This is a genomic window from Leptolyngbya sp. KIOST-1 (assembly GCF_000763385.1).
In the GTDB taxonomy this organism is placed as follows: Bacteria; Cyanobacteriota; Cyanobacteriia; order Phormidesmidales; family Phormidesmidaceae; genus Nodosilinea.
The window spans coordinates 2,715,413-2,733,649 of the sequence record NZ_JQFA01000002.1 but is presented as its reverse complement, the minus strand read 5'-3'; the positions used below and the strand labels follow the sequence as shown (position 1 = coordinate 2,733,649).

Genomic DNA, 18,237 nt, shown 5'->3' with positions numbered 1-18,237 from the left:
GGCACATCCCTACGGCACAAACGGCACCATGAGTTGGGGCGAAGCAGAATGCCTTAACAGAAACAGAGCCAGCCCGTCAGCGGGTCTGGGCTGAGTCGGCGGGCGCACACAAACTTTTGATGTTTCTTAGCATATCGTTAAGGTTTGATCTTTTCTACCCAAAGGTACTGGCATCAGATATAGCCCTCAAAGGGGAGCCTGCCAAGGGCGCTGCTGGAGGGCGGTCTGCACCGCCTGCCGCTGGTCGCGGTGCGTGATCCAGCGGTGGTAGGTGCGGTTGTGAATTGCTACCGAGTGGCCCATCATGCGGGCGGCCACCGTGTCGGGCAGGCCAAAGTGAATGGTTCGCACCGCCCAGGCGTGGCGCAGGTCGTAGGGGGAAAAGGGCACCCCGTAGCGCTTAAACTGAATCGCCACCTGCTGGCCCACCCGCTGGAGCGTGGTAGTGGTGAGGTCGGTATTGATGGCGGGTAGATGGCCCTGGCGCAGGTCAAAGCGATCGACCCATTCCGGGTAGAAGGGCCAGACATCGTGCAGGCCCGTCTTGGTGGTCTCCAGCACGGTAATGCGCCCCTCGGGGTCGCCCTGGCGCAGCCCCTGGTAGTCACAGAAGAATACTTCGTGGTTGCGCAGACCGTAGGTGGCCATCACGCCGTACACAAAGCGCCAGGTGGGGTTGGGAATGCGATCGCACCACTCGACGATCACCTCGTCGGAGGGCAGTAGCCGTCGCTGGGCCTTGCTGCTGCCGTACTGGCCGCCCAGCTTATCCACCATCTCCGGCAGCACCACCCCCTGAAAGTCAGCAAAGGCCTTCAGGGCGGTGCAGGCCACCTGGCGGCTGCGCGAGTGGGGCGGCAGGGCTTCGAGGGTGGCGACGATGGCCGCCTCCAGCGGCTGTCGGGGCTGCTGCTCGGCCTGGGCCAGTAGCTTTTTGAGATAGGGGGCGTAGGCTTTCTCCCAGGTAGTTTTGCGCGAGGCCAGGGCAGCCGCCCCAGGACCTGCCTGGGCCAGCACCTCGGCCTCAAACTGGGCCACCCGTTCCGCCAGGGGGATGCCCTCGGGCTGGGGGGCGTCCCCCTGGGGCAGGTAGTCGGCCCAGCTAAACCGCCGCTCGATCAGCTGGGCGGCAATGACTTTGGCTTCGCGCTCAATCTGCTTCAGCCCGGCGGTGGTGGCGGGCAGTTTGAGGGGAATGCGCTGCTGGTGGGGGCGGGTTTTAGGGCTGTCGGGGCGGGGTGGCAGAGTGCCGCGGAGGCTGAGGCGATCGCCCCGGCACTCCACCTGTAGCCCCAGGCGGGCCGCCTTCAAACGGGCATTGAGCGCTGCGATCGCGCGATCGAGGGAAGCAGAGGCAGCCATCGGGGTCGGAAACCGTTCGTCCAGCTTGTAGAATATGGTCAGATATGAGTACTTACTTTAGAGCCACAGCAGTGCCATGGGTCGTGTCGGGGTCTTATTGCTAAATTTGGGGGGTCCAGAGCAGCTCGACGATGTTCGTCCCTTTCTGTTCAATTTGTTTGCCGATCCAGAAATTATTCGCCTGCCCTTTCCCTGGCTCCAGCGTCCCCTGGCCTGGTTGATCTCCAGTTCCCGTGCCCAGCAGTCCCAGGAAAACTACCAGCAGATTGGCGGTGGATCGCCCCTGCGCCGCATCACCGAAGAACAGGCCGAGGCGCTCAAGCAGGTGCTGTCCGACCAGGGCACTGAGGCCAACATCTACATTGGCATGCGCTACTGGTACCCCTTCACCGAGGAGGCCGTCGCCCAGATCAAGCGCGACGGCATCGAAAAGTTGGTGGTGCTGCCCCTCTATCCCCAGTTTTCGATCAGCACCAGTGGCTCCAGCTTTCGCCTGCTAGAGCGACTCTGGCTCGAAGACCCCGCCCTCCAGCGCATTGTTTACACCGCCATCCCCTCCTGGTACGATCGCCCCGGTTACACCGCCGCCATGGCCGACCTGATTGCCCAGGAGCTGGACAAGCTCGACCACCCCGACCAGGCGCATATTTTCTTTAGCGCCCACGGCGTCCCGGTGAGCTACGTCGAAGAGGCGGGCGACCCCTACCAGCGCGAAATTGAGCACTGCACCGAGCTGATCATGCAGGCGCTGAACCGCCCCAACCCCCACACCCTGGCCTACCAGAGCCGGGTCGGCCCCGTGGAGTGGCTCCAGCCCTACACCGAAGACGCGATCGAACAGCTGGCCCAGCAGGGGGTTAAGGACCTGGTCGTGGTGCCGATTAGCTTTGTCTCCGAGCACATTGAGACGCTCCAGGAAATCGACATCGAGTACCGCGAAATCGCCGAAGAAGCCGGTATTCATGGCTTTCACCGTGTCCCGGCCCTCAACACCCACCCCCGCTTCATTGCCGATATGGCCGATATGGTCAATGAGGCCCTGGTTGCCCCCCGTCAGCTGTTCTCAGACGTGGTGCAGCCCGATAAAAAGGTCAAAATCTACCCGCAGGAGCGCTCGGCCTGGGGCCTCACCCCCGTTGCCGAGGTGTGGAACGGTCGGCTGGCTATGGTAGGGTTTCTGGCGCTGCTGCTGGAGTTGGTCAGCGGTCGCGGTCCCCTGCACTTTGTCGGTATTCTCTAGCCATTACCCTCCAGCCGTTACCCTTTGGGTCTGCGGCGCCGGGGCCAGTGCCGCCACAGGTACGAGGTGCGAATCACCAGCCACAGCAGCAACAGGGCAATAATGCCCCCCTGGTTGGGGGCATCAAAGGCCAGCACCGCCAGCACAATACACAGGCCATCGATCACGAAGAAAATCCACAGGGGCGGACGGCGAGGACGGTAAAACCAGCCCACCTGCAGCAGCTGAATCACCAGAGCCAGCAGGGCACTAATCAGGGCAATTAGCGGGTTGATCCAGCCGTCCAGGTCCAGGGTTCTGGCCACAGCCAGACCGGCCAGGGCGCCCACTCCGGGGCTGAGCAGCAGCTCCAGGATTTGAAAGAATCGCTGGCTGTAGCGATCCTTGGACAACATTAGCTCGGCGGTCGACCAGGCGGCCAGCACCCCCAGCACCAGGGCAGGGGGCAGACGCGACAGCAGCGGCACGTTAGACCACAGCTGGGGACCAGACATCAACCCAATCAACAGCAGGGGCAATGCCAACCGCAGTCCCGTCGCCGCCGCGATCGATAGAATGGCTAGTAGTTCAGTGATTATCACGGCATTCCCTTTCCCGCTGGCGCCGCGCCTGGAGACCTCGCTATCCGCTGAGGGCGGTGGATAGGTAATCTGACGCGGCCTTGACGACCGCTACGGCATTCTCGTAAACCATCCGAGTTGGTCCCAGCACCCCCACACTGCCCACCGAAGCATCGCAGCGGGTGTAGGTCGACACCACCAGTGCACAGCCCTGCATGGGTTCCAGCGGATTTTCAGCGCCAATCCAAACTTTAACATCTACACCTTTGGGCGGTTGGCTCGCCGCGGGGGGAGTATCGCACAACAGAGGCCATAGCTGCGACTGGTCTTCCTCCAGCAGACGCACGATCGCCTGAATGCGCTGGGCATCGGAAAATTCAGGCTGGCGCAGCACCTCCGACAGACCGCTGATGACCAGATGGGGCGTTTCTGGAGCCCGCGATCGCTGTCCCAGGTGGCTCAGGGCCTGGCAGAGCAGCGTTCCGTAGTGCTGAAACTCCGCATCGAGATCGCCCCACTGGAGAGCCGTAACCTCCGACAGTGGACGTCCGCGCAGATGGTGGCTGAGAAAATTCGACAAAATTTCCAGATGGCGACGCTCAAGCTCCTCGACGGGTAGGGTAGAACCGCCCAGCCCCGGCGGTAGCTGCAACACCACCGACTGGGTGGCCAGCGAGTCTAGCAGCACCACCATCAGCACCTGTTCCCCGTCCACAGCCACCAGCTGGATGTGGCGAATCAGCGCGCTGCTCGCCTGGGGCACCGTAATCAGGGCCAGGTAACCACTGATCTGGGCCAGAATCTGGGTGGCCGATCGCAGCAGCGATTCCAGGCTGTGACCCATCCAGTCCAGCTCCTCCGAGAAGGCCGCATCCACCCGTCGCCCCACCCGGGTCGAGGGGGACATCAAGCGATCGACGTAGAGCCGATAGCCCGAGTCGGAGGGCACCCGTCCTGCCGAGGTGTGAGGCTGGTACAGCAGGCCGTATTTCTCGAGTAGTCCCATCGTGTTGCGCACGGTGGCGGGGCTGACCTTCAGGTCGTATTCCTGGGCCAGGGCCCGAGACCCTACTGGCTCTGCTGTGGCAATGTAGTGACGAATGGTTGCCTGTAGCACTTGCTGATGGCGAGCACTCAGGGGAAAGGCAGAGTCCATAGGGGGTTGGTATAAAACTCAACTACGGCATTGCCTTACCATAACAGATGTTTTCTGGGGTTCGCGATCATTCCCCAGACCTACAGGTCCTTGCTCTGGGTGAAAAATTCACCAACTTTAAAGCTAGCGGTATTTTCCAGCTGAGTGATCACCGATCGCGTAATCAGCTTGCCCTGTTCCACCAGCACCTCGCCGGTAATCGGGTGCAGCAGGTCTTGTTCCGCCCGGCGGCCAATCAGCGCCTCAATATCCTGCAGCGAGTTGACGTACATCCCCGGCGGCAGCTCAACTACAACCCCATTGGCCATCACCCGAGCCTGACAGGCCAGCCGTGAGTTGGGCTTGCAGGAGGTGATCACCTCCAGCGTGCGCTGCTCGCGGCGGTTGATGGGGGTGAGTGCCTCCATTCCCGACTGCACGTAGATGTGGCAGGTCGCGCACATGCCCCGACCGCCGCACTCCTTGAGAACGTCTAGATCCTTGTTGAGCAGTACGGAGAGCAGGTTGCCGTTGGTCTCAACGGAGGTCTCTTGGGCAATGGGCTCTAGGCGAACGGTTTTAGCCATGGGGTGCAGGGGGGTAGAGGAATAGAAACAACGAAAAGGCGATCGCCGTCAGAGGCTCACAGAGCGGAGCGCTAAGCGGCCCTAGGCGGCGGGGGAATCGAGCAAACAGGCCTGCTCCTGAGCCGTCAACGAACCACTGACCAGGGCTTGGAAGTTGCGGATGGTTCTGCCACCACGACCCAAGAAGGCCGCGACCCAGTCTTTCACCCACTGGTGCTGTTCCGCCGTCAGCGTCATCGGCCCATCGAGGGAAGCTGCAAAGTGGCCATCTTTTTGAACTTCAAACTGCCCGAGCCAGGGGTGATCGGGGCGCGACTGCTTCCAGGTATTGACAACGATAGTTTTGCCCAGGTACTGGGTGGCGCTATCGCTGAGGTGATTGAGGGCGGCAATTACCTCCTGAAGGCCTGGGGTTAGAGTACCCTGTTCGCCAGCCGTTGCCTCAGGCCGAGGCTTCTCATGCTCAGGCAGATCGCTGGCCGTGGCGCTGCCCAGGGTGACACAGCCCGCCAGCAGCCGGAAGGTGGGCACGGCATTGTGTGGCGCTTCGACCAGGGTGGCCTTGAGTTCGTCAATAGCGCTGCGGTAGTCGGTGAGGGGCATCTGGTCGGTGACGAGGACCAGCAAAATTAGCCCCTGATCGAGTTTGTAGATATGGGTGAGCTGATTGGCAAACCGAAAGGAAAAGGTTTCGAAATGGGTCGGTGTGGTATCGACCACCTGCTGAATTCCCTGGGCCAGGGCGTCCTGCTGATGGGAGTTGAGGCTGATATCCGGCCCAAAAAAGAAGGGGCGGTTACGCCCGTCAATGAGCGCCATCCCAGAGATGCCGGGGAGATTGAGGACATTCTGGATTACCTGACGTTTCATAAATCCTTTGGGGTCTCGCTCTAAATTGTGTTGTCGAGTGTCCTGAACCAAGTAATCTAGGGATGGCAGACTTAATTCGACACTCGGCTTGTGGCTATGACTGCATTTGGGGTTGTTGGGGCGACAGGGGTTGCGACGACAGCCACGGGCAGGCCGGCACTACTATCATGGTTTGTTGGCATCCCAGGATTATCGTACGTTAGGGTTAATGCCCATGTCTGACCTTCCTTTTACCCTCGATCAACTGCGTATTCTCAAGGCCATTGCAGCGGAGGGCAGTTTCAAACGAGCCGCGGATAGCTTGTACGTCTCCCAGCCAGCGGTCAGTCTACAGGTACAAAACCTGGAGCGCCAGCTAGACGTGCCGCTGTTTGATCGGGGCGGGCGACGGGCACAGCTCACCGAAGCGGGACACCTGCTGCTGAGCTATGGCGATCGCATTCTCAGTCTGTGCCAGGAGACCTGCCGCGCTATTGAGGACCTCCAGAACCTGCAGGGGGGCACCCTGATCATCGGCGCCAGCCAAACCACAGGCACCTATCTCCTGCCCCGCATGATTGGCCTGTTTCGGCAAAAGTACGCCGATGTGGCCGTACAGCTCCACGTCCACTCCACCCGGCGCACCGCCTGGAGCGTGGCCAATGGTCAGGTTGACCTGGCGATTATTGGGGGTGAACTTCCTCCCGAACTACAGGACTCTTTAGAAAGAGTGCCCTACGCCGAGGATGAACTCGCACTGATCATGCCGATGTTCCATCCCCTGGCTAGTCAGGCGGTGATTCAGCGGGAAGACCTCTACAAGCTGCACTTCATTGCCCTCGACTCCCAGTCCACCATCCGCAAAGTAATCGACCAGGTGCTGACCCGCTGCGGCATTGAGACGCGTCGGCTCAAGATTGAGATGGAGCTAAACTCGATCGAAGCGATTAAAACCGCCGTCCAGTCGGGGCTGGGGGTGGCCTTTGTGTCCAACTCGGCGATCGAAAAAGAGCTGCAGATGGGCGTGCTGCACCGGGCCAAAATTGATTCGGTGGTGGTCAACCGCACCCTCTCGGTAATTTTTAACCCCAACCGCTACCGCTCCAAAGCCGCTGCCGCCTTCACCACCGAAGTTCTACCGCAGTTTACCAACCTACCCCTCAACTTCAAGCCCATCGGTGGCGACAAGTCTGGAGCCGAAAAAAACGGAGCTAAGCCGACCTCTCCCCCCCCAGAGCCCCTGTACCCGACGCCCTAGCTCTACGCCCTAACCCAGTGCTTCAGGGGCCGTAACCTGCTCGGCGGGAATGGCAATCAGTCCGTCTTTATGGATGTAAATCAGCTTGCGCTGGCGCAGTTTGCCCATCAGGCGCGTCACCGTTACCCGGGTGGAGCCAATGGCGCTACCAATCTGGGCGTGGGTCAAAGACCAGGGCAGGTAGTAGCCCGACTCGCAAGGTTCGCCAAATTCTTCGATCAGCAGGGTGAGAAACCCCAGCAGGCGGTCTATGGTGCGGCGTTGGCCCAGGGTGCTCAGCCACAGAAGCTTGCGCTGGTGCTGATAGCGAAAGGCGTCCAGCACTTCTCGGCGAAAGTGGGGCCAGTTGTCCAGGTCGCTCCAGTAGAGCCAGAGGACCGTGGTTTGATCGACATGGGCAAAGCTCTGCAGCAGGAAAGGCGATTGGGCCACAATTTCAAAGGGCTGCCCCGCGCCGACAAAGCCCAGAAACGCCTCTTCACTCAACCCCAGAGCGAGGGCGTTAGACCCCTCATCGTCGCCGCCATCGTCGAGGTCGGGACTGCTCAGTTCTGGGCTGGCTCCCTGGGCAGTTCCCACCAGCCGCACGGCCCCCCGCTCGACCAGGTACAGCAGCCCCGACCGGGTGGGAATACGCTCGTCCTTGTTGAAGGTCCTGGCCCGGTAGTGGGCATGGGCCCAGTCAGTGATGCGCTGCCAGGTCAGAAAGGGTCGGGCCTGATCGGAGGGCTGGGATGATTGCATAGCAATAGCTGGGTGAAACGGTACAGACCATGACCACGGATTGAACGATGGGGAAAGCGCGATCGCGTAGAATCGCAGCATAATAAACCAAATTAGCCGCACGAGCCAGGGAGATGTACCCCTCCACCGGGCTAAAGTCGGCGCTAAATCGGGGGTACTGGGTACTTAAGAACTTAAGCTCAGCCTTGCCCGGAGTTCTCCTGTGAGGCGCAAACGATGGCATAGTCCATTCTTGAAACTTTGTCATCGTAAAAGTTACGCAAACGATCCAATACTAATACAGAGTCCCGTATTTTTTCGTAGCCTTTGCCGGTATCCAAAGACATACTTGGATCCTTTTGGGCGTTTGATATATACTCATATGCCCCTGCTTTGGCGCAGATTTCTCTACTTAGGGACTTGACCTTCCAGACCTGGCCCAATCTCTAACTCAGCGCCCCTCCTATAAGAAATTCTGTTCATTCAAACTGAATTATAGGGATGACATTCCTCCGGCCTGACCCTATAATTCAATTGTGTGAGGAGCGAACCAGAAGAGATGCCGAGACGAAACACGGCCAGTCGTCGGCATCTCTTTTGTTTTGTAGAGTATTTTTTGCGGTTGCTATAGCCTTAGCCAGTCCGGCGACAGTCGAGGGCCAGTCTGAAGCGTTAAAGCTGAGAGGTTAAGGGCGAGGGTGCACAGACCTGGGTGCTCAGGTCACCGCAGCCGAGGACGTTGGATCGGAGGCGCTGAAACGCGGCCCTGTAAGAATGTTCCGCAAGACGTTGGCCACCACCTGAGGCTGTTCTAGCATCGCCAGATGGCCGCAGTTCTCCAGCTCAATCACCGGAGTTTGCCCCTCCCCTGCCATGGGCAGATAGCCTGCCAGGTGGTGCACGTAGCGCGTGTTCATCACCCTGTCCTGGCGGCCGGCCAAAAAGTATGTCGGCACCCGCAGGGCCGCCACCAGCCTGGGCAGCAGATGCACCTCAGCCTCGGTGGTGGATTCTAGTAAGGTCCCCAGGGCAGCGGCGGTGTCAGCCTGCAGCAGGTCGATACAGCGATCGCGCCCCCAGTCGTAGTCCAGGGGCCGCTGCACCATCATTCGAGTTAGTAGTAGGGGCAGCAGTGTATGGCGCAACCAGGAGCGCCGCCAGCTCACGATGTACTGTCCCGCCTGCCGAAACTGCTGGAACTCGCGCTCCAGGTAAATGCCCCCACCCGCGTTGAGGCACACCACCCCCTGCACCTGCTGTGGATAGCAGTGGGCCATCCACAGGGCAATGCTGCCGCCCAGGGAATGGCCCACCAACCACACGGGCCCCAGATCCAACTGTTCCAGAAGCATGGCCAGGTCGTGGGCATAGGCTCCTAACCCGTAGGGCGAGGCCGTTGCTCCCAGGGCGGCGGCGGCGGCGGGCACCCCGCCGCTAAAGTTCTCCAGGCCGTAGCGCGACTCGCCGAAGCCCCGCAGGTCGTAGCTTAGACAGGTGTAGTGCGATGCCAGAGAGTCAATGACGGGCCGCCAGTACCGATGGCTGAGCAGCCAGCCGTGGATGAAGACCAGGACGGGGCTGCGGCCGGCCCCCGTAAGTTCGTAGTAGTGGGATACACCAAAGACAGTCGCCGTCGCCATGGAGGGGGCCTCTGAGGCCATCTTCGATCATCGTACCCTAGCTCATGAGGCGGTAGCGCATGCCCTCGGCAATTTTTTGACCCAGATAGTCGGGGATTAAGCTTTCGTTGGGGCCCAGGAGGTACAGAATAAGCCGGGTCCGCCCTCGCCAGACGAGCAGGTTGGCGTTGACTACCAGCAAATCCTCCTGCCAGATGGCATACATCACCTTGTAAAAGAGACCCGGCTGGTTGTCCGCTTCGATTAGCAGGGCTGGTAAATGGAATACCGGATCCACATAGAACTCAGTCTCAACTCGTTCCAGCCCCGCGTCCAAGTTAAACTCCACAGTCAGCATTTCTTCAACTTCAAAACGCCCCGCTAGGGTCTCTTGAATCGCCCGGCAGACGTTGTCCGTGGTCTTAGGACTCAGGGCTTTGCCGCCCCGGGATACCACCAGCTTGATGAACACCAGCATGGGTGGGTAGATCTGACCGTAGAGGCTGAGGTTGTGAATGGTGAGGCCGTAGGCCGCCAGCACCCCAAAGATATCGCTCAACAAAAACGACTGGTTGCGGTAGACAAAGTGCAGCGCACTCTTGCTCCCCTCGGGCTTAATGTCGAGCACTGCCTTTCGCTGCTTGTAGAGCTGGTAAGCCAGGCGGAGGTTCTGCAGCTGAATCTCGCTGCTGACAAACTGCTCATAGAACTGGGGAAAAGCACGGTTGAAGCGCTTCAGCAACTCAACCGTTGAGGGGTTTAAGCCAGCGGCCATGGTTGGAAGGACGGAACTCCATGGAGGTAACGTTAGCATCTGCCGCATCGGGAAACCCTAGCCCAGCAATACATACCTCCGTCCTAGCGCTTTTTTCAGGCGCTGTCGACGGAAAAAACCCCAGGGTTGGCGACGGTTTACTGTTCCCAGTCACCGATGGGCCCAGGGCCGCCGCATTCTGCTGAACTCGCTAGGGCGATCGCAGCCAGGCACCAGCAGGGTTCACCTTTGCTCACGCAATCCACATAAATCTCGGCATCGCCAGAGGCATCGGGATTTTATGGGGATATACTATGAGAAACGGTGTTCAAGCCCTAAGTTTAGCCTTAGCTGTAGCGATCGTGCGAGCTGTGTAAAGGCTTAGGCTTATCCCCTTGGACGCTGTGCCATTTCATCAACAGAAAGGGCCTGCATGGGTTTTTGGAAAAGTCTTTTTGTCGGGTCTGACGATGCTTCGGCTGGGGAGACAAGGTCGGCGAATACCGTGCTAGAAGCCCTGCCTGAGCAGGGGGAGGGGTCGACAATTGTCTTTAGCACCGATCGCGACCTCGACCTCTACGAGCTAGAGGAGTTGTGCAATGCGGTAGGGTGGGCCCGTCGGCCTATCCGTAAGGTCAAAAAAGCCATCCAGCACAGCTATCTGGTTGTCACCATGTGGGAGCAGCGGGGAGCCCGTCGCCGCCTGGTGGGCTTTTCCCGCGCCACCTCCGACCACGCCTTCAACGCCACCATTTGGGATGTGGTCGTTCACCCTGACTTCCAGGGTCGTGGCTTGGGCAAAGAACTCATGCGCCAGCTGATCAAAAAGTTGCGCAGCGAAGACATCAGCAACGTGACCCTGTTTGCCGATCCTCAGGTCGTCGACTTCTACAAGAGGCTGGGTTTTATGCCCGATCCGGAGGGGATTAAGGGCATGTTTTGGTACCCGGACTAGTCTCCAGATTCCCCTGTGGCTGCCTCCAGGCCTTAGTCAGCGGGTGGTCTAGCCTCACAGTATTAGCCTTACGGGAGACAGAGGTATCTGCGAGTTTCACGATGGTTTGGCAAGGGTTCGCGCCTGCTGAATCCACAGGTTGACCTGGTCGGCGCTGGGGCAGAGGTCATTGCGCTGGAGGGTGGCGACATGCAGCCGCCTTAGGCGGGTAAACAGCCCTTGGGCCGTACATTCTGCCAGCTGTGGCACTGACATGATGCCCGCGTGCAGCAGCAGGCCGCTAAACTCACAGCCCACCGCAGGCACCCGAGCCAGGTCGGCCAAAATCACCCACTTGGTCACGTAGCGCAGCGGCACCTGCATCTTTTTGGCCAGGGTTTGACGCTGCGCCGCAGATGCACCGTAGCGGCGGAGTTGTTCGGTGCTGGTCAGGCCCAGCTGAGCCAGACCCTGGGCATGGGTAGGGCTCAGCCCAGGAAGTTGATCCAGAGGGTAGGTAGAAATAGGCATAGGAGCAGCGTAGCGCAGAACGGGGTGGCCCCGACTGCATCCTTGGCTATGACAGTTGCGCAAAAAAGCAGGCTATACTGATGACGGTAGCAGACTACGGGATGTAGCGCAGCTTGGTAGCGCGCCTGCTTTGGGAGCAGGATGTCGCAGGTTCAAATCCTGTCATCCCGATTTTGAATTTAAAATTTTCCCCTGAGCGACTAAAACGACTGGCACAGGGCTCTGTGTTACTCCCCTGAGTGTGTAGTATCTATAGTCAGTAACGTTGGTGGCCCTTGCCCTATCCCCCTTATCGTTAACTACGCCAGAGTTTCCTATGCGAAAGTTATTTTCCTCCTTTTTGCGGCCTCTCCCCCTGATCACTGCCCTCGTTAGCGGCAGCCTTCTGGGGGGTGGTTTGATCATGCCTCTACCTGCCGAAGCCCTCAGTGAAGAGGCCATTGTCGATAAGCTAGAACAGGTGCCTGTTTTCATTATCCTGAACTCCGATGGTCAGCCGCTGACGGCTGCCGCTGAGGTCAATAATCAGGAAGTGAAAGTACCCGTAGTGTTTATTGACGGGGCTGCTGCCGAGGAATTTTTGGCCCGTGCTCGCCAGGAAGACCCCAGTGCGGCAGTCGCTCTGGTGGACCTGGGCACGCTCTACCAAGAAACCGTGCTCAACGATAGCCAGCAGGTGCCGCTGCTCTATTTGCCGATTAGCGGTGAGCTGGAGCGAGCGACTCAGCTTCAGGCCAATTTCCAGGGCGTTCCTCTGTTTATTGCCCGCCAAGGGGCCGATGGTCCTTACCTCACCATCAACCACGATGGGGAGACTTCGCTCCCGATGTTCTTCTCCCGTAACGATTTGCAGACGCTGCTCAACCGGTACCGAGAGTCGAACGCTGAGGCGGCGAACAATGTCGTGATTCAGGTGCTTTCCCTGGAGTGGCTGCTGACGACCATGACCAATAGCACCGACCCTGCCCTCGATGCCCAGCTCCAGCAGGTGCGGCTGTTTCCATCCACCGAGGTGCTGAACTACATCCGTTCCCAGGAAGAGGGCCGGTAGGGACACCGTGAATTATTTTTCCTAAAGATCAAAAAGGGGCCGGTGTAAACCGGCCCCTTTTTGTTGGTTTGAGAATCCAGGCCTTTCGGGGTTCGGCTGGCTGACCTGAGTTACCCTAAATCCTGCTTACCTACCTCCTATTAGTGCAGGGCAAGCAACCGCTTGCCCCTGCGGGCTACCTGTTTTGAACCGAGGTTTTTGAACTCGGGCTTGGTATGGCCCGTTCTGCACAGTGGCACTAGGCTAGCAGGGCTTTGGCTCTGGTGACAAAGTTGGCGGCGGTCAAGCCGTTGATGGCCATGATTTGGCCAGCACTGGCCGTAGTTTCGCCCCGCTTCCAGGCGAAGGTGTCGCGGGGAGCGGGGCTGCGCAGCATGATGGGTTCCAGCATGGCGCTGGAGCCGCCCGTGATACCCAGTAGAACGTCGCCTGCAAACAACCGGGCAAAGCCTGCATCCGACAGGAAGCCGTCATTGGGCTCAGAGCACATATCCCAGGCGACGTCGGTGGGTCGGTACAGCTGGCGCGGGTTGACCACCGACAGGATGCGGCTGCCAATGCCGCTGGCGGCCAGCTGTTCGGCAGCCTCAAACACTGGCAATAGGGTCATGTCGCCAATCACAGCAAACACGACTGTTTTGTCGCCGGACCAGCTGGCTAACTCAATGGCCCCCTCAGCTAGGGCTTGGCGAGTTTGCTCAAAGGTGGTGCGGATGGGTAGGGGGGACTTGCTGGCGGTAATGGTGATCCCCTTGTTTCGGGTGCTTAATGCCCAGTCGTAGCACACCTGAATACCGTTGGCATCGGTTGGAAACAAAGGATAGACGTTGCCGTTGCGCATCATCCCGGCAAAGTAGTTTTCGATTTCGGGGCGCTGGTGGGTCCAGCCGTTGCGGCCCTGCTCCAGGGCACCGGCGGTAAACAGGGCAATGGTGGATGGGGTGGGGCGGCGCAGCTCGGCCATGGCCTGGGTAACGGTTTGCCAGATGGGCAATCCGTTGACGGCAAACGATTCGTAGGAACACCAGAGGGACCGAGCCCCAAACAGGGCTTGAGCCGCCGCTAAACCGGCGCAGGCGTCTTCGCTGAGGGGCTCGTAGACCTGGCCGTGGGGCTGCTGAAAGTAGGTGTCATCTGTGGTGGGGTGAATGATCTTGAGCGCCTGGTTGATGTTGTTAATGCCCGAGGCGGCGTTGCCGTCGGCGTTGGTGACCACAAACTGAGCGTCGGTTTGACCCACGTAGCCCACCAGGGCGCCCATGGCCGTGGTGGCCACCTGTTTGTCGCCCCCGACGGGAAATTCGTTGAGGGGCAGGCTGCCCAGGTCGGCCAGGGGCAGAACGGATTCTGTCACCGCTGTTTTTGAGCCGGGGCCACCTCCAGCCCGCTCGTAGTTGGTACGGACGAGATGCCAGGCATCGGCGTGCAGGGCGCGGCTGCTCAGGGCGCTGACAATGTAGTCACGCTGGAGGGAGTCGCCGGGGTAGAGGTTATGGGACTGCGCCCCCCGCTTGTGGACGCCTGCGCCCTTGAGCTGCTTGACGATCAGCACCGTCAGGGTGCCGCTTAGGGCCAGCTTGGCGGCTTTGTCGGTGGCTTCTAGCACCGCCTGGGTGAAGGCAAACCGCTGGGGAAAGGAGAATAGAGTGCTGTCGACGTAGTCGCCGGGCTGGTCGGTGTCGTCGTAGTCTTTGGCATCGACCAGCACAATTTCCTGGAAGCCGTTGCCGCGCCAGTAGTCGATCATGGCCTGGTTGGTTTTGGTGGAGACCATGCTGTGGTGTTCCTGGGAGAAACCATTCCAGACCAGGATGGGCAACACGTTGGTGATGTCGGGGTAGGCGGTGTTGAAGTGACCAAAGCTGCTCATGATGTACGGCTCGCCCAGGCCCCCATCGCCGATGGTGACGGGGAACAGGACGCCGGGGTTCAGCTTGGCCCCGGCCATAGCAAAGTGCTGACCCTGGCCGAGGGGACCAGCGGGGGCCAGCAGGCCAGGAATCTGGCCGGACAGGTGGCCCAGTAGACCGTGGGTTTCGCGGAAGCGATCGCACAGTTGCTGCACGGTCTCGATGCCCATGGCTTCAAGGGAGCGGTCGAGGAACACGTTGCTGTAGAAGCCGGGGGCGTGGTGGCCCACCTCGGTGACGATGTTTTTGTGACCCAGCATGACCAGGGCGGCGATCGCATCGGCAATGCTGGCAAACCCGCCGGGGTGGCCCGACTCTTTGGTAGCGGTCATCTGCAGGGTGAGGTAGCGCAGGGCATCGGCAGCCAGCAGGGTTTGGTAGACGGCGGCGGGATCACTGGGGGATGCGATCGCGCTCTGCTCGGGGGCGATCGCCGCTGTCTGACCGTAGGTGGCGAACTCGGGAGGGAGCCCGCCAAAATGTTGAATACCTTCACAAAAGGCGGGAATCGATTGCGTGCTGGCAGCCGTCATGCGTAAACCCCTAACTAGCGTCAATAAAGTATTGCCCTTGCCCAAGCTGCACCGAGAGCACGGCGCCCACCAGGCCCGACATTGTATACAGCGACAAGACCTGTTAACCATCCTACACAGGGACGGGGCAGGACTACGACCCACACCATTGCGATTCTAGAGGAGGGCAATAGTGCGGAGCCAATCGCAGCCGCGCAGTCGATGCATCACCCTGCGATAGAGCCTCTCAACAGCGTTGGTATCCAGCTGAAGGCGAGCCCCAGCAGCGCCAGGGACGCTAGCCAGAAAAAGGCCCTGGTGTCGCTGATGCCGAGGATGAGATTGTCGACGCGGGCCAGCAGAGACACGGCCACCAGCATTGTGAAGTAGGCGAACAGGTGGAACTGCGTCACGGCCACCACCGCTAGAGAAGCCACGCTCAGGGCCATGATGAAATAGCCCATATCGGACTGAAAGCCCAGCAAAATGACCCGACGCAGCAGGGGCCAACAGAGGGTGATGGCGGCCGCCCCCGCGATCGCGAGCACCACGCTAACCGCCCAGGCCGCTGGCCCCGCCGCGCGGTCGTGCAAGAACCCGCCGTAGGTGGCGTGGGCTACCACCATGAGGGTCCAGGAGAGCCAGTGAACCTTAATCAGGGTGCGCAGTGAGCGGTCTTGTTCCATGGCGATCGCGCCTCAGCCGCAGCTACAGGTTGGTGGAAATGGCCTGTACGGGACAGGTGGGTACGCACTGCTCGCAGACAATACAGCGCGATCGCGCAAACGTCAGCCGGTAGGTTTCCCCATCGAGGGAGAGGGCGCGGGTGGGGCAGACCCCTGTACACAGCCCGCAGTGGACGCAGAGGTCCTCGTCTACAACAATTTCGCCACTGGCCCCAGAGACCTCAATGCCCTGGATTTCGAGCCAGTCGACAGCGTCGTTGAGCCGATCGATATCGCCGGACAGCTCAACCACCAGCGTACCCACCTGGTTGGGGGCCACCTGGGCGCGAATGATATTGGCGGCAATGTCAAAGTCTTTGGCCAGCCTGTAGGTAATCGGCATGTGCACCGACCGCTTGGGGAAAATCAGCTTGACCCGTTTTTTCATCGCCGACTCCACACCCCAATTCTTTTACACTAAAACCAGTGGGCTGCTTTTATCCTAACTGGCCCAACCGAGACATTGAGCGACCCAAGCGGTTCCACTGCCCTAGTCTAGCCAAGCAAACCCCTCCTCCCATGCCAGAAAACCTGCCCCTAACCCAAGATACTCCCCCCAGTCGTGCCCGCAACCTGGTGGTGGCGGTGGCCGCTGTTGTGCTGGCGGTGGCCCTGTTTTTGGGCATTCGCACCCAGTCGGCGATGCCTTCTCTCGGTGATCTGGCGGCCAGTGCCGTGCCTTACGAAGAGGCCCAAACCAACGGTAAGCCAACCCTGCTGGAGTTTTACGCCAACTGGTGCACCACCTGCCAGGCGATGGCCGCCGATATGGCTGACCTGCGGGAGACCTACGGCGATCGCGTCAACTTTGTCATGCTCAACATTGACAACAACAAGTGGCTGCCCGAAATGCTGGCCTACCGGGTGGAGGGCATTCCCCACTTTGTCTACTCAGGCGCCGACGGCAGCCCGATCGCGGTGGCCATTGGCGAGCAGCCGCGCCAGATTCTCAGCGAAAACCTCGATGCGCTGATTGCCCAGGCCCCCCTGCCCCATCAGCAAAACTTTGGCCGCCTGTCGGCGATCGAAGGGGATGTGCTATCGCGCCAGCGGGCCGTCAACGACGACCCCCGCGCCCACGGCAGCGCCGTGGTGAACTGAGTCGGCAGTTTGTGGTTTGTCAGGCTAAAGATGATGGGGCAGTAGGGTTTCAGGTGTTGGGTTTCAGGTACAGGCCTGGCCTTATACCGTGAACCGTGAACCGTATACCCTGACCCGTAGATCCCGTCATTTTTTGGCTTACCACCAGCTGTAACCTGACCCCCTAGACCTGACACCTGACACCTAACACCTACCCCCCCCGAGAGACCTTAACCGCAACCAACCAGCGCTAGATCGCCGCCATCGCTGCCGACTGGCTGGCCAGATCGGGAAAAACATCGCGCACCGCCGGGTGGACGAGTTTACCGGCAGACACGTTGAGCCCGCCCTGCAAACCGCAATCGCTCGCCAGGGCCTCCATCCCCTGGTTGGCCAGCTTGAGCACGTAGGGCAGGGTGGCGTTGTTGAGCGCCTGGGTGGCGGTCCAGGGTACCGCGCCGGGCATGTTGGGCACGCCAAAATGCACGACCCCCTGCTCCACATAGGTGGGCTGGCTGTGGGAGGTGGGGCGCAGGGTTTCGATACAGCCGCCCTGGTCCACCGCGACATCAATAATTACCGAACCAGGGCGCATTTGGGCGACCAGATCCTTAGCTACCAGGGTGGGAGCCTTACGGCCGGGCACCAGCACCGCCCCAATCAGCAGATCGGCCTGGGGGACACTGGTGGCAATCTGGGCTGAGCTGCTGTAGAGCAGCTCCACCCGAGAACCAAATAGGGTTTCCAGGTAGGCCAGCCGCTCGACATTGAGGTCGATAATCTGCACCCTGGCCCCCAGGCCAACGGCCATCTTGGCGGCTTCGGTGCCGACCACGCCGCCGCCCAAAATCACCACGGTGCCTGGAGAAACGCCGGGCATACCCCCCAGCAGCACCCCGCGTCCCCCCTGCTGGCGCTCCAGGTAGCGGGCCCCAAACTGCACCGACAGCCGCCCGGCGATGATGCTCATGGGGGTGAGCAGGGGCAGGCGACCGTCGGGGGCGACCACCGTTTCGTAGGCGATCGCCTCGATGCCGCTCTGGATCAGCGCCTCGGTCAGCGATCGCTCCGCCGCCAGGTGCAGGTAGGTAAACAAAATCAGATCGGAGCGAAAGTACCCATACTCCGAGGGCTGGGGTTCCTTAACCTTGACTACCATCTCCTGGGCCCAGGCCTTGGCGGCCTCGGTGACCAGGCTGGCCCCCGCTTTTTGGTAGTCGTCATCGCCAAAGCCGGACCCCGCTCCGGCCCCCGTCTGCACGAACACCTGGTGTCCCTGCTGGCAAAGGCTCTGCACTGCCGCCGGGGTAAGGCCAACGCGAAACTCCTGGTCCTTGATTTCCTTGGGTAGCCCGATGCGCATAGGGGTGCCTGAATAGAGAATGGAGTAGTTCCATCCTACTAAAC

The 18,237-nt window shown here is 60.2% G+C and carries 18 protein-coding genes and 1 tRNA gene; 6 read left to right on the top strand and 13 right to left on the bottom strand.

The features are described 5' to 3' along the window. Positions 1-186: 186 nt before the first annotated feature. The gene (locus NF78_RS12210) at positions 187-1,362 is read right to left on the bottom strand and encodes a site-specific integrase (RefSeq protein WP_035986697.1); all 1,176 of its coding nucleotides are present in this window, start codon (positions 1,360-1,362) and stop codon (positions 187-189) included. A 76-nt stretch (positions 1,363-1,438) separates the two neighbouring features. On the opposite strand from NF78_RS12210, the gene hemH reads away from it, so the two are divergent. Continuing rightward, positions 1,439-2,602, top strand: coding sequence for a ferrochelatase (hemH, locus tag NF78_RS12205; RefSeq protein WP_035986695.1), 1,164 nt, complete (start codon positions 1,439-1,441; stop codon positions 2,600-2,602). 17 nt (positions 2,603-2,619) lie between these two features. Here the strand turns inward: hemH and NF78_RS12200 are convergent, their stop codons facing one another. The 4 genes from NF78_RS12200 to NF78_RS12185 all read right to left on the bottom strand — a co-directional run bounded on the left by NF78_RS12200 (position 2,620) and on the right by NF78_RS12185 (position 5,754). Further along, positions 2,620-3,183: a DUF4126 domain-containing protein gene (locus tag NF78_RS12200; protein WP_156119745.1), complete on the bottom strand. Its 564-nt coding sequence runs from the start codon at positions 3,181-3,183 to the stop codon at positions 2,620-2,622. A gap of 40 nt (positions 3,184-3,223) precedes the next feature. Then, positions 3,224-4,318 (bottom strand): heat-inducible transcriptional repressor HrcA, encoded by a 1,095-nt coding sequence (gene hrcA / locus NF78_RS12195; RefSeq protein ID WP_035986693.1) that lies wholly within the window; start codon positions 4,316-4,318, stop codon positions 3,224-3,226. Between the two features lie 80 nt (positions 4,319-4,398). Further along, positions 4,399-4,884 (bottom strand): 2Fe-2S iron-sulfur cluster-binding protein, encoded by a 486-nt coding sequence (locus NF78_RS12190; protein WP_035986691.1) that lies wholly within the window; start codon positions 4,882-4,884, stop codon positions 4,399-4,401. Positions 4,885-4,965: 81 nt separating this feature from the next. Beyond that, on the bottom strand, positions 4,966-5,754 hold the full coding sequence (locus tag NF78_RS12185) for a hypothetical protein (RefSeq protein ID WP_035986689.1): 789 nt from the start codon (positions 5,752-5,754) through the stop codon (positions 4,966-4,968). Between the two features lie 214 nt (positions 5,755-5,968). Between NF78_RS12185 and NF78_RS12180 the strand changes: the two genes are divergently transcribed. Next, positions 5,969-6,991, top strand: coding sequence for a LysR family transcriptional regulator (locus NF78_RS12180; RefSeq protein ID WP_035989538.1), 1,023 nt, complete (start codon positions 5,969-5,971; stop codon positions 6,989-6,991). Between the two features lie 9 nt (positions 6,992-7,000). Here the strand turns inward: NF78_RS12180 and NF78_RS12175 are convergent, their stop codons facing one another. The 3 genes from NF78_RS12175 to NF78_RS12165 all read right to left on the bottom strand — a co-directional run bounded on the left by NF78_RS12175 (position 7,001) and on the right by NF78_RS12165 (position 10,108). Then, the gene (locus NF78_RS12175) at positions 7,001-7,735 is read right to left on the bottom strand and encodes a Crp/Fnr family transcriptional regulator (protein ID WP_035986687.1); all 735 of its coding nucleotides are present in this window, start codon (positions 7,733-7,735) and stop codon (positions 7,001-7,003) included. Between the two features lie 695 nt (positions 7,736-8,430). Next, entirely contained in the window at positions 8,431-9,354 is a 924-nt protein-coding gene (locus NF78_RS12170) for an alpha/beta fold hydrolase (protein ID WP_052050654.1), read from the bottom strand. Between the two features lie 37 nt (positions 9,355-9,391). Beyond that, positions 9,392-10,108 carry a hypothetical protein gene (locus NF78_RS12165; RefSeq protein ID WP_035986686.1) on the bottom strand — a complete coding sequence of 239 codons (717 nt, stop codon included), beginning with the start codon at positions 10,106-10,108 and terminating at the stop codon, positions 9,392-9,394. 484 nt (positions 10,109-10,592) lie between these two features. Between NF78_RS12165 and NF78_RS12160 the strand changes: the two genes are divergently transcribed. Continuing rightward, positions 10,593-11,042, top strand: a complete 450-nt coding sequence (locus NF78_RS12160; protein ID WP_318655464.1) for a GNAT family N-acetyltransferase — start codon at positions 10,593-10,595, stop codon at positions 11,040-11,042. 96 nt (positions 11,043-11,138) lie between these two features. On the opposite strand, the gene NF78_RS12155 is transcribed toward NF78_RS12160, so the two are convergent. After that, positions 11,139-11,552 (bottom strand): DUF4332 domain-containing protein, encoded by a 414-nt coding sequence (locus NF78_RS12155; protein ID WP_035986682.1) that lies wholly within the window; start codon positions 11,550-11,552, stop codon positions 11,139-11,141. A gap of 97 nt (positions 11,553-11,649) precedes the next feature. On the opposite strand from NF78_RS12155, the gene NF78_RS12150 reads away from it, so the two are divergent. Both NF78_RS12150 and NF78_RS12145 read left to right on the top strand, forming a co-directional pair. Beyond that, positions 11,650-11,723, top strand: a tRNA-Pro gene (locus NF78_RS12150). 145 nt (positions 11,724-11,868) lie between these two features. Next, positions 11,869-12,603, top strand: a complete 735-nt coding sequence (locus NF78_RS12145; RefSeq protein WP_035986680.1) for a Tic22 family protein — start codon at positions 11,869-11,871, stop codon at positions 12,601-12,603. Positions 12,604-12,841: 238 nt separating this feature from the next. On the opposite strand, the gene NF78_RS12140 is transcribed toward NF78_RS12145, so the two are convergent. From NF78_RS12140 to NF78_RS12130, 3 genes are all read right to left on the bottom strand, one after another. After that, complete coding sequence (locus NF78_RS12140) at positions 12,842-15,046, bottom strand: transketolase (protein ID WP_035986678.1); 2,205 nt, start codon at positions 15,044-15,046, stop codon at positions 12,842-12,844. Between the two features lie 206 nt (positions 15,047-15,252). Then, positions 15,253-15,711 (bottom strand): hypothetical protein, encoded by a 459-nt coding sequence (locus tag NF78_RS12135; protein ID WP_035986676.1) that lies wholly within the window; start codon positions 15,709-15,711, stop codon positions 15,253-15,255. A 22-nt stretch (positions 15,712-15,733) separates the two neighbouring features. Next, positions 15,734-16,138 (bottom strand): NIL domain-containing protein, encoded by a 405-nt coding sequence (locus tag NF78_RS12130; protein WP_035986674.1) that lies wholly within the window; start codon positions 16,136-16,138, stop codon positions 15,734-15,736. A 131-nt stretch (positions 16,139-16,269) separates the two neighbouring features. Here NF78_RS12130 and NF78_RS12125 point away from each other — a divergent pair, with 131 nt between their 5' ends. After that, positions 16,270-16,851 (top strand): thioredoxin family protein, encoded by a 582-nt coding sequence (locus tag NF78_RS12125; RefSeq protein WP_035986672.1) that lies wholly within the window; start codon positions 16,270-16,272, stop codon positions 16,849-16,851. A gap of 229 nt (positions 16,852-17,080) precedes the next feature. Here the strand turns inward: NF78_RS12125 and ald are convergent, their stop codons facing one another. Next, complete coding sequence (gene ald / locus NF78_RS12120) at positions 17,081-18,193, bottom strand: alanine dehydrogenase (protein ID WP_035986670.1); 1,113 nt, start codon at positions 18,191-18,193, stop codon at positions 17,081-17,083. Positions 18,194-18,237 lie beyond the last annotated feature (44 nt).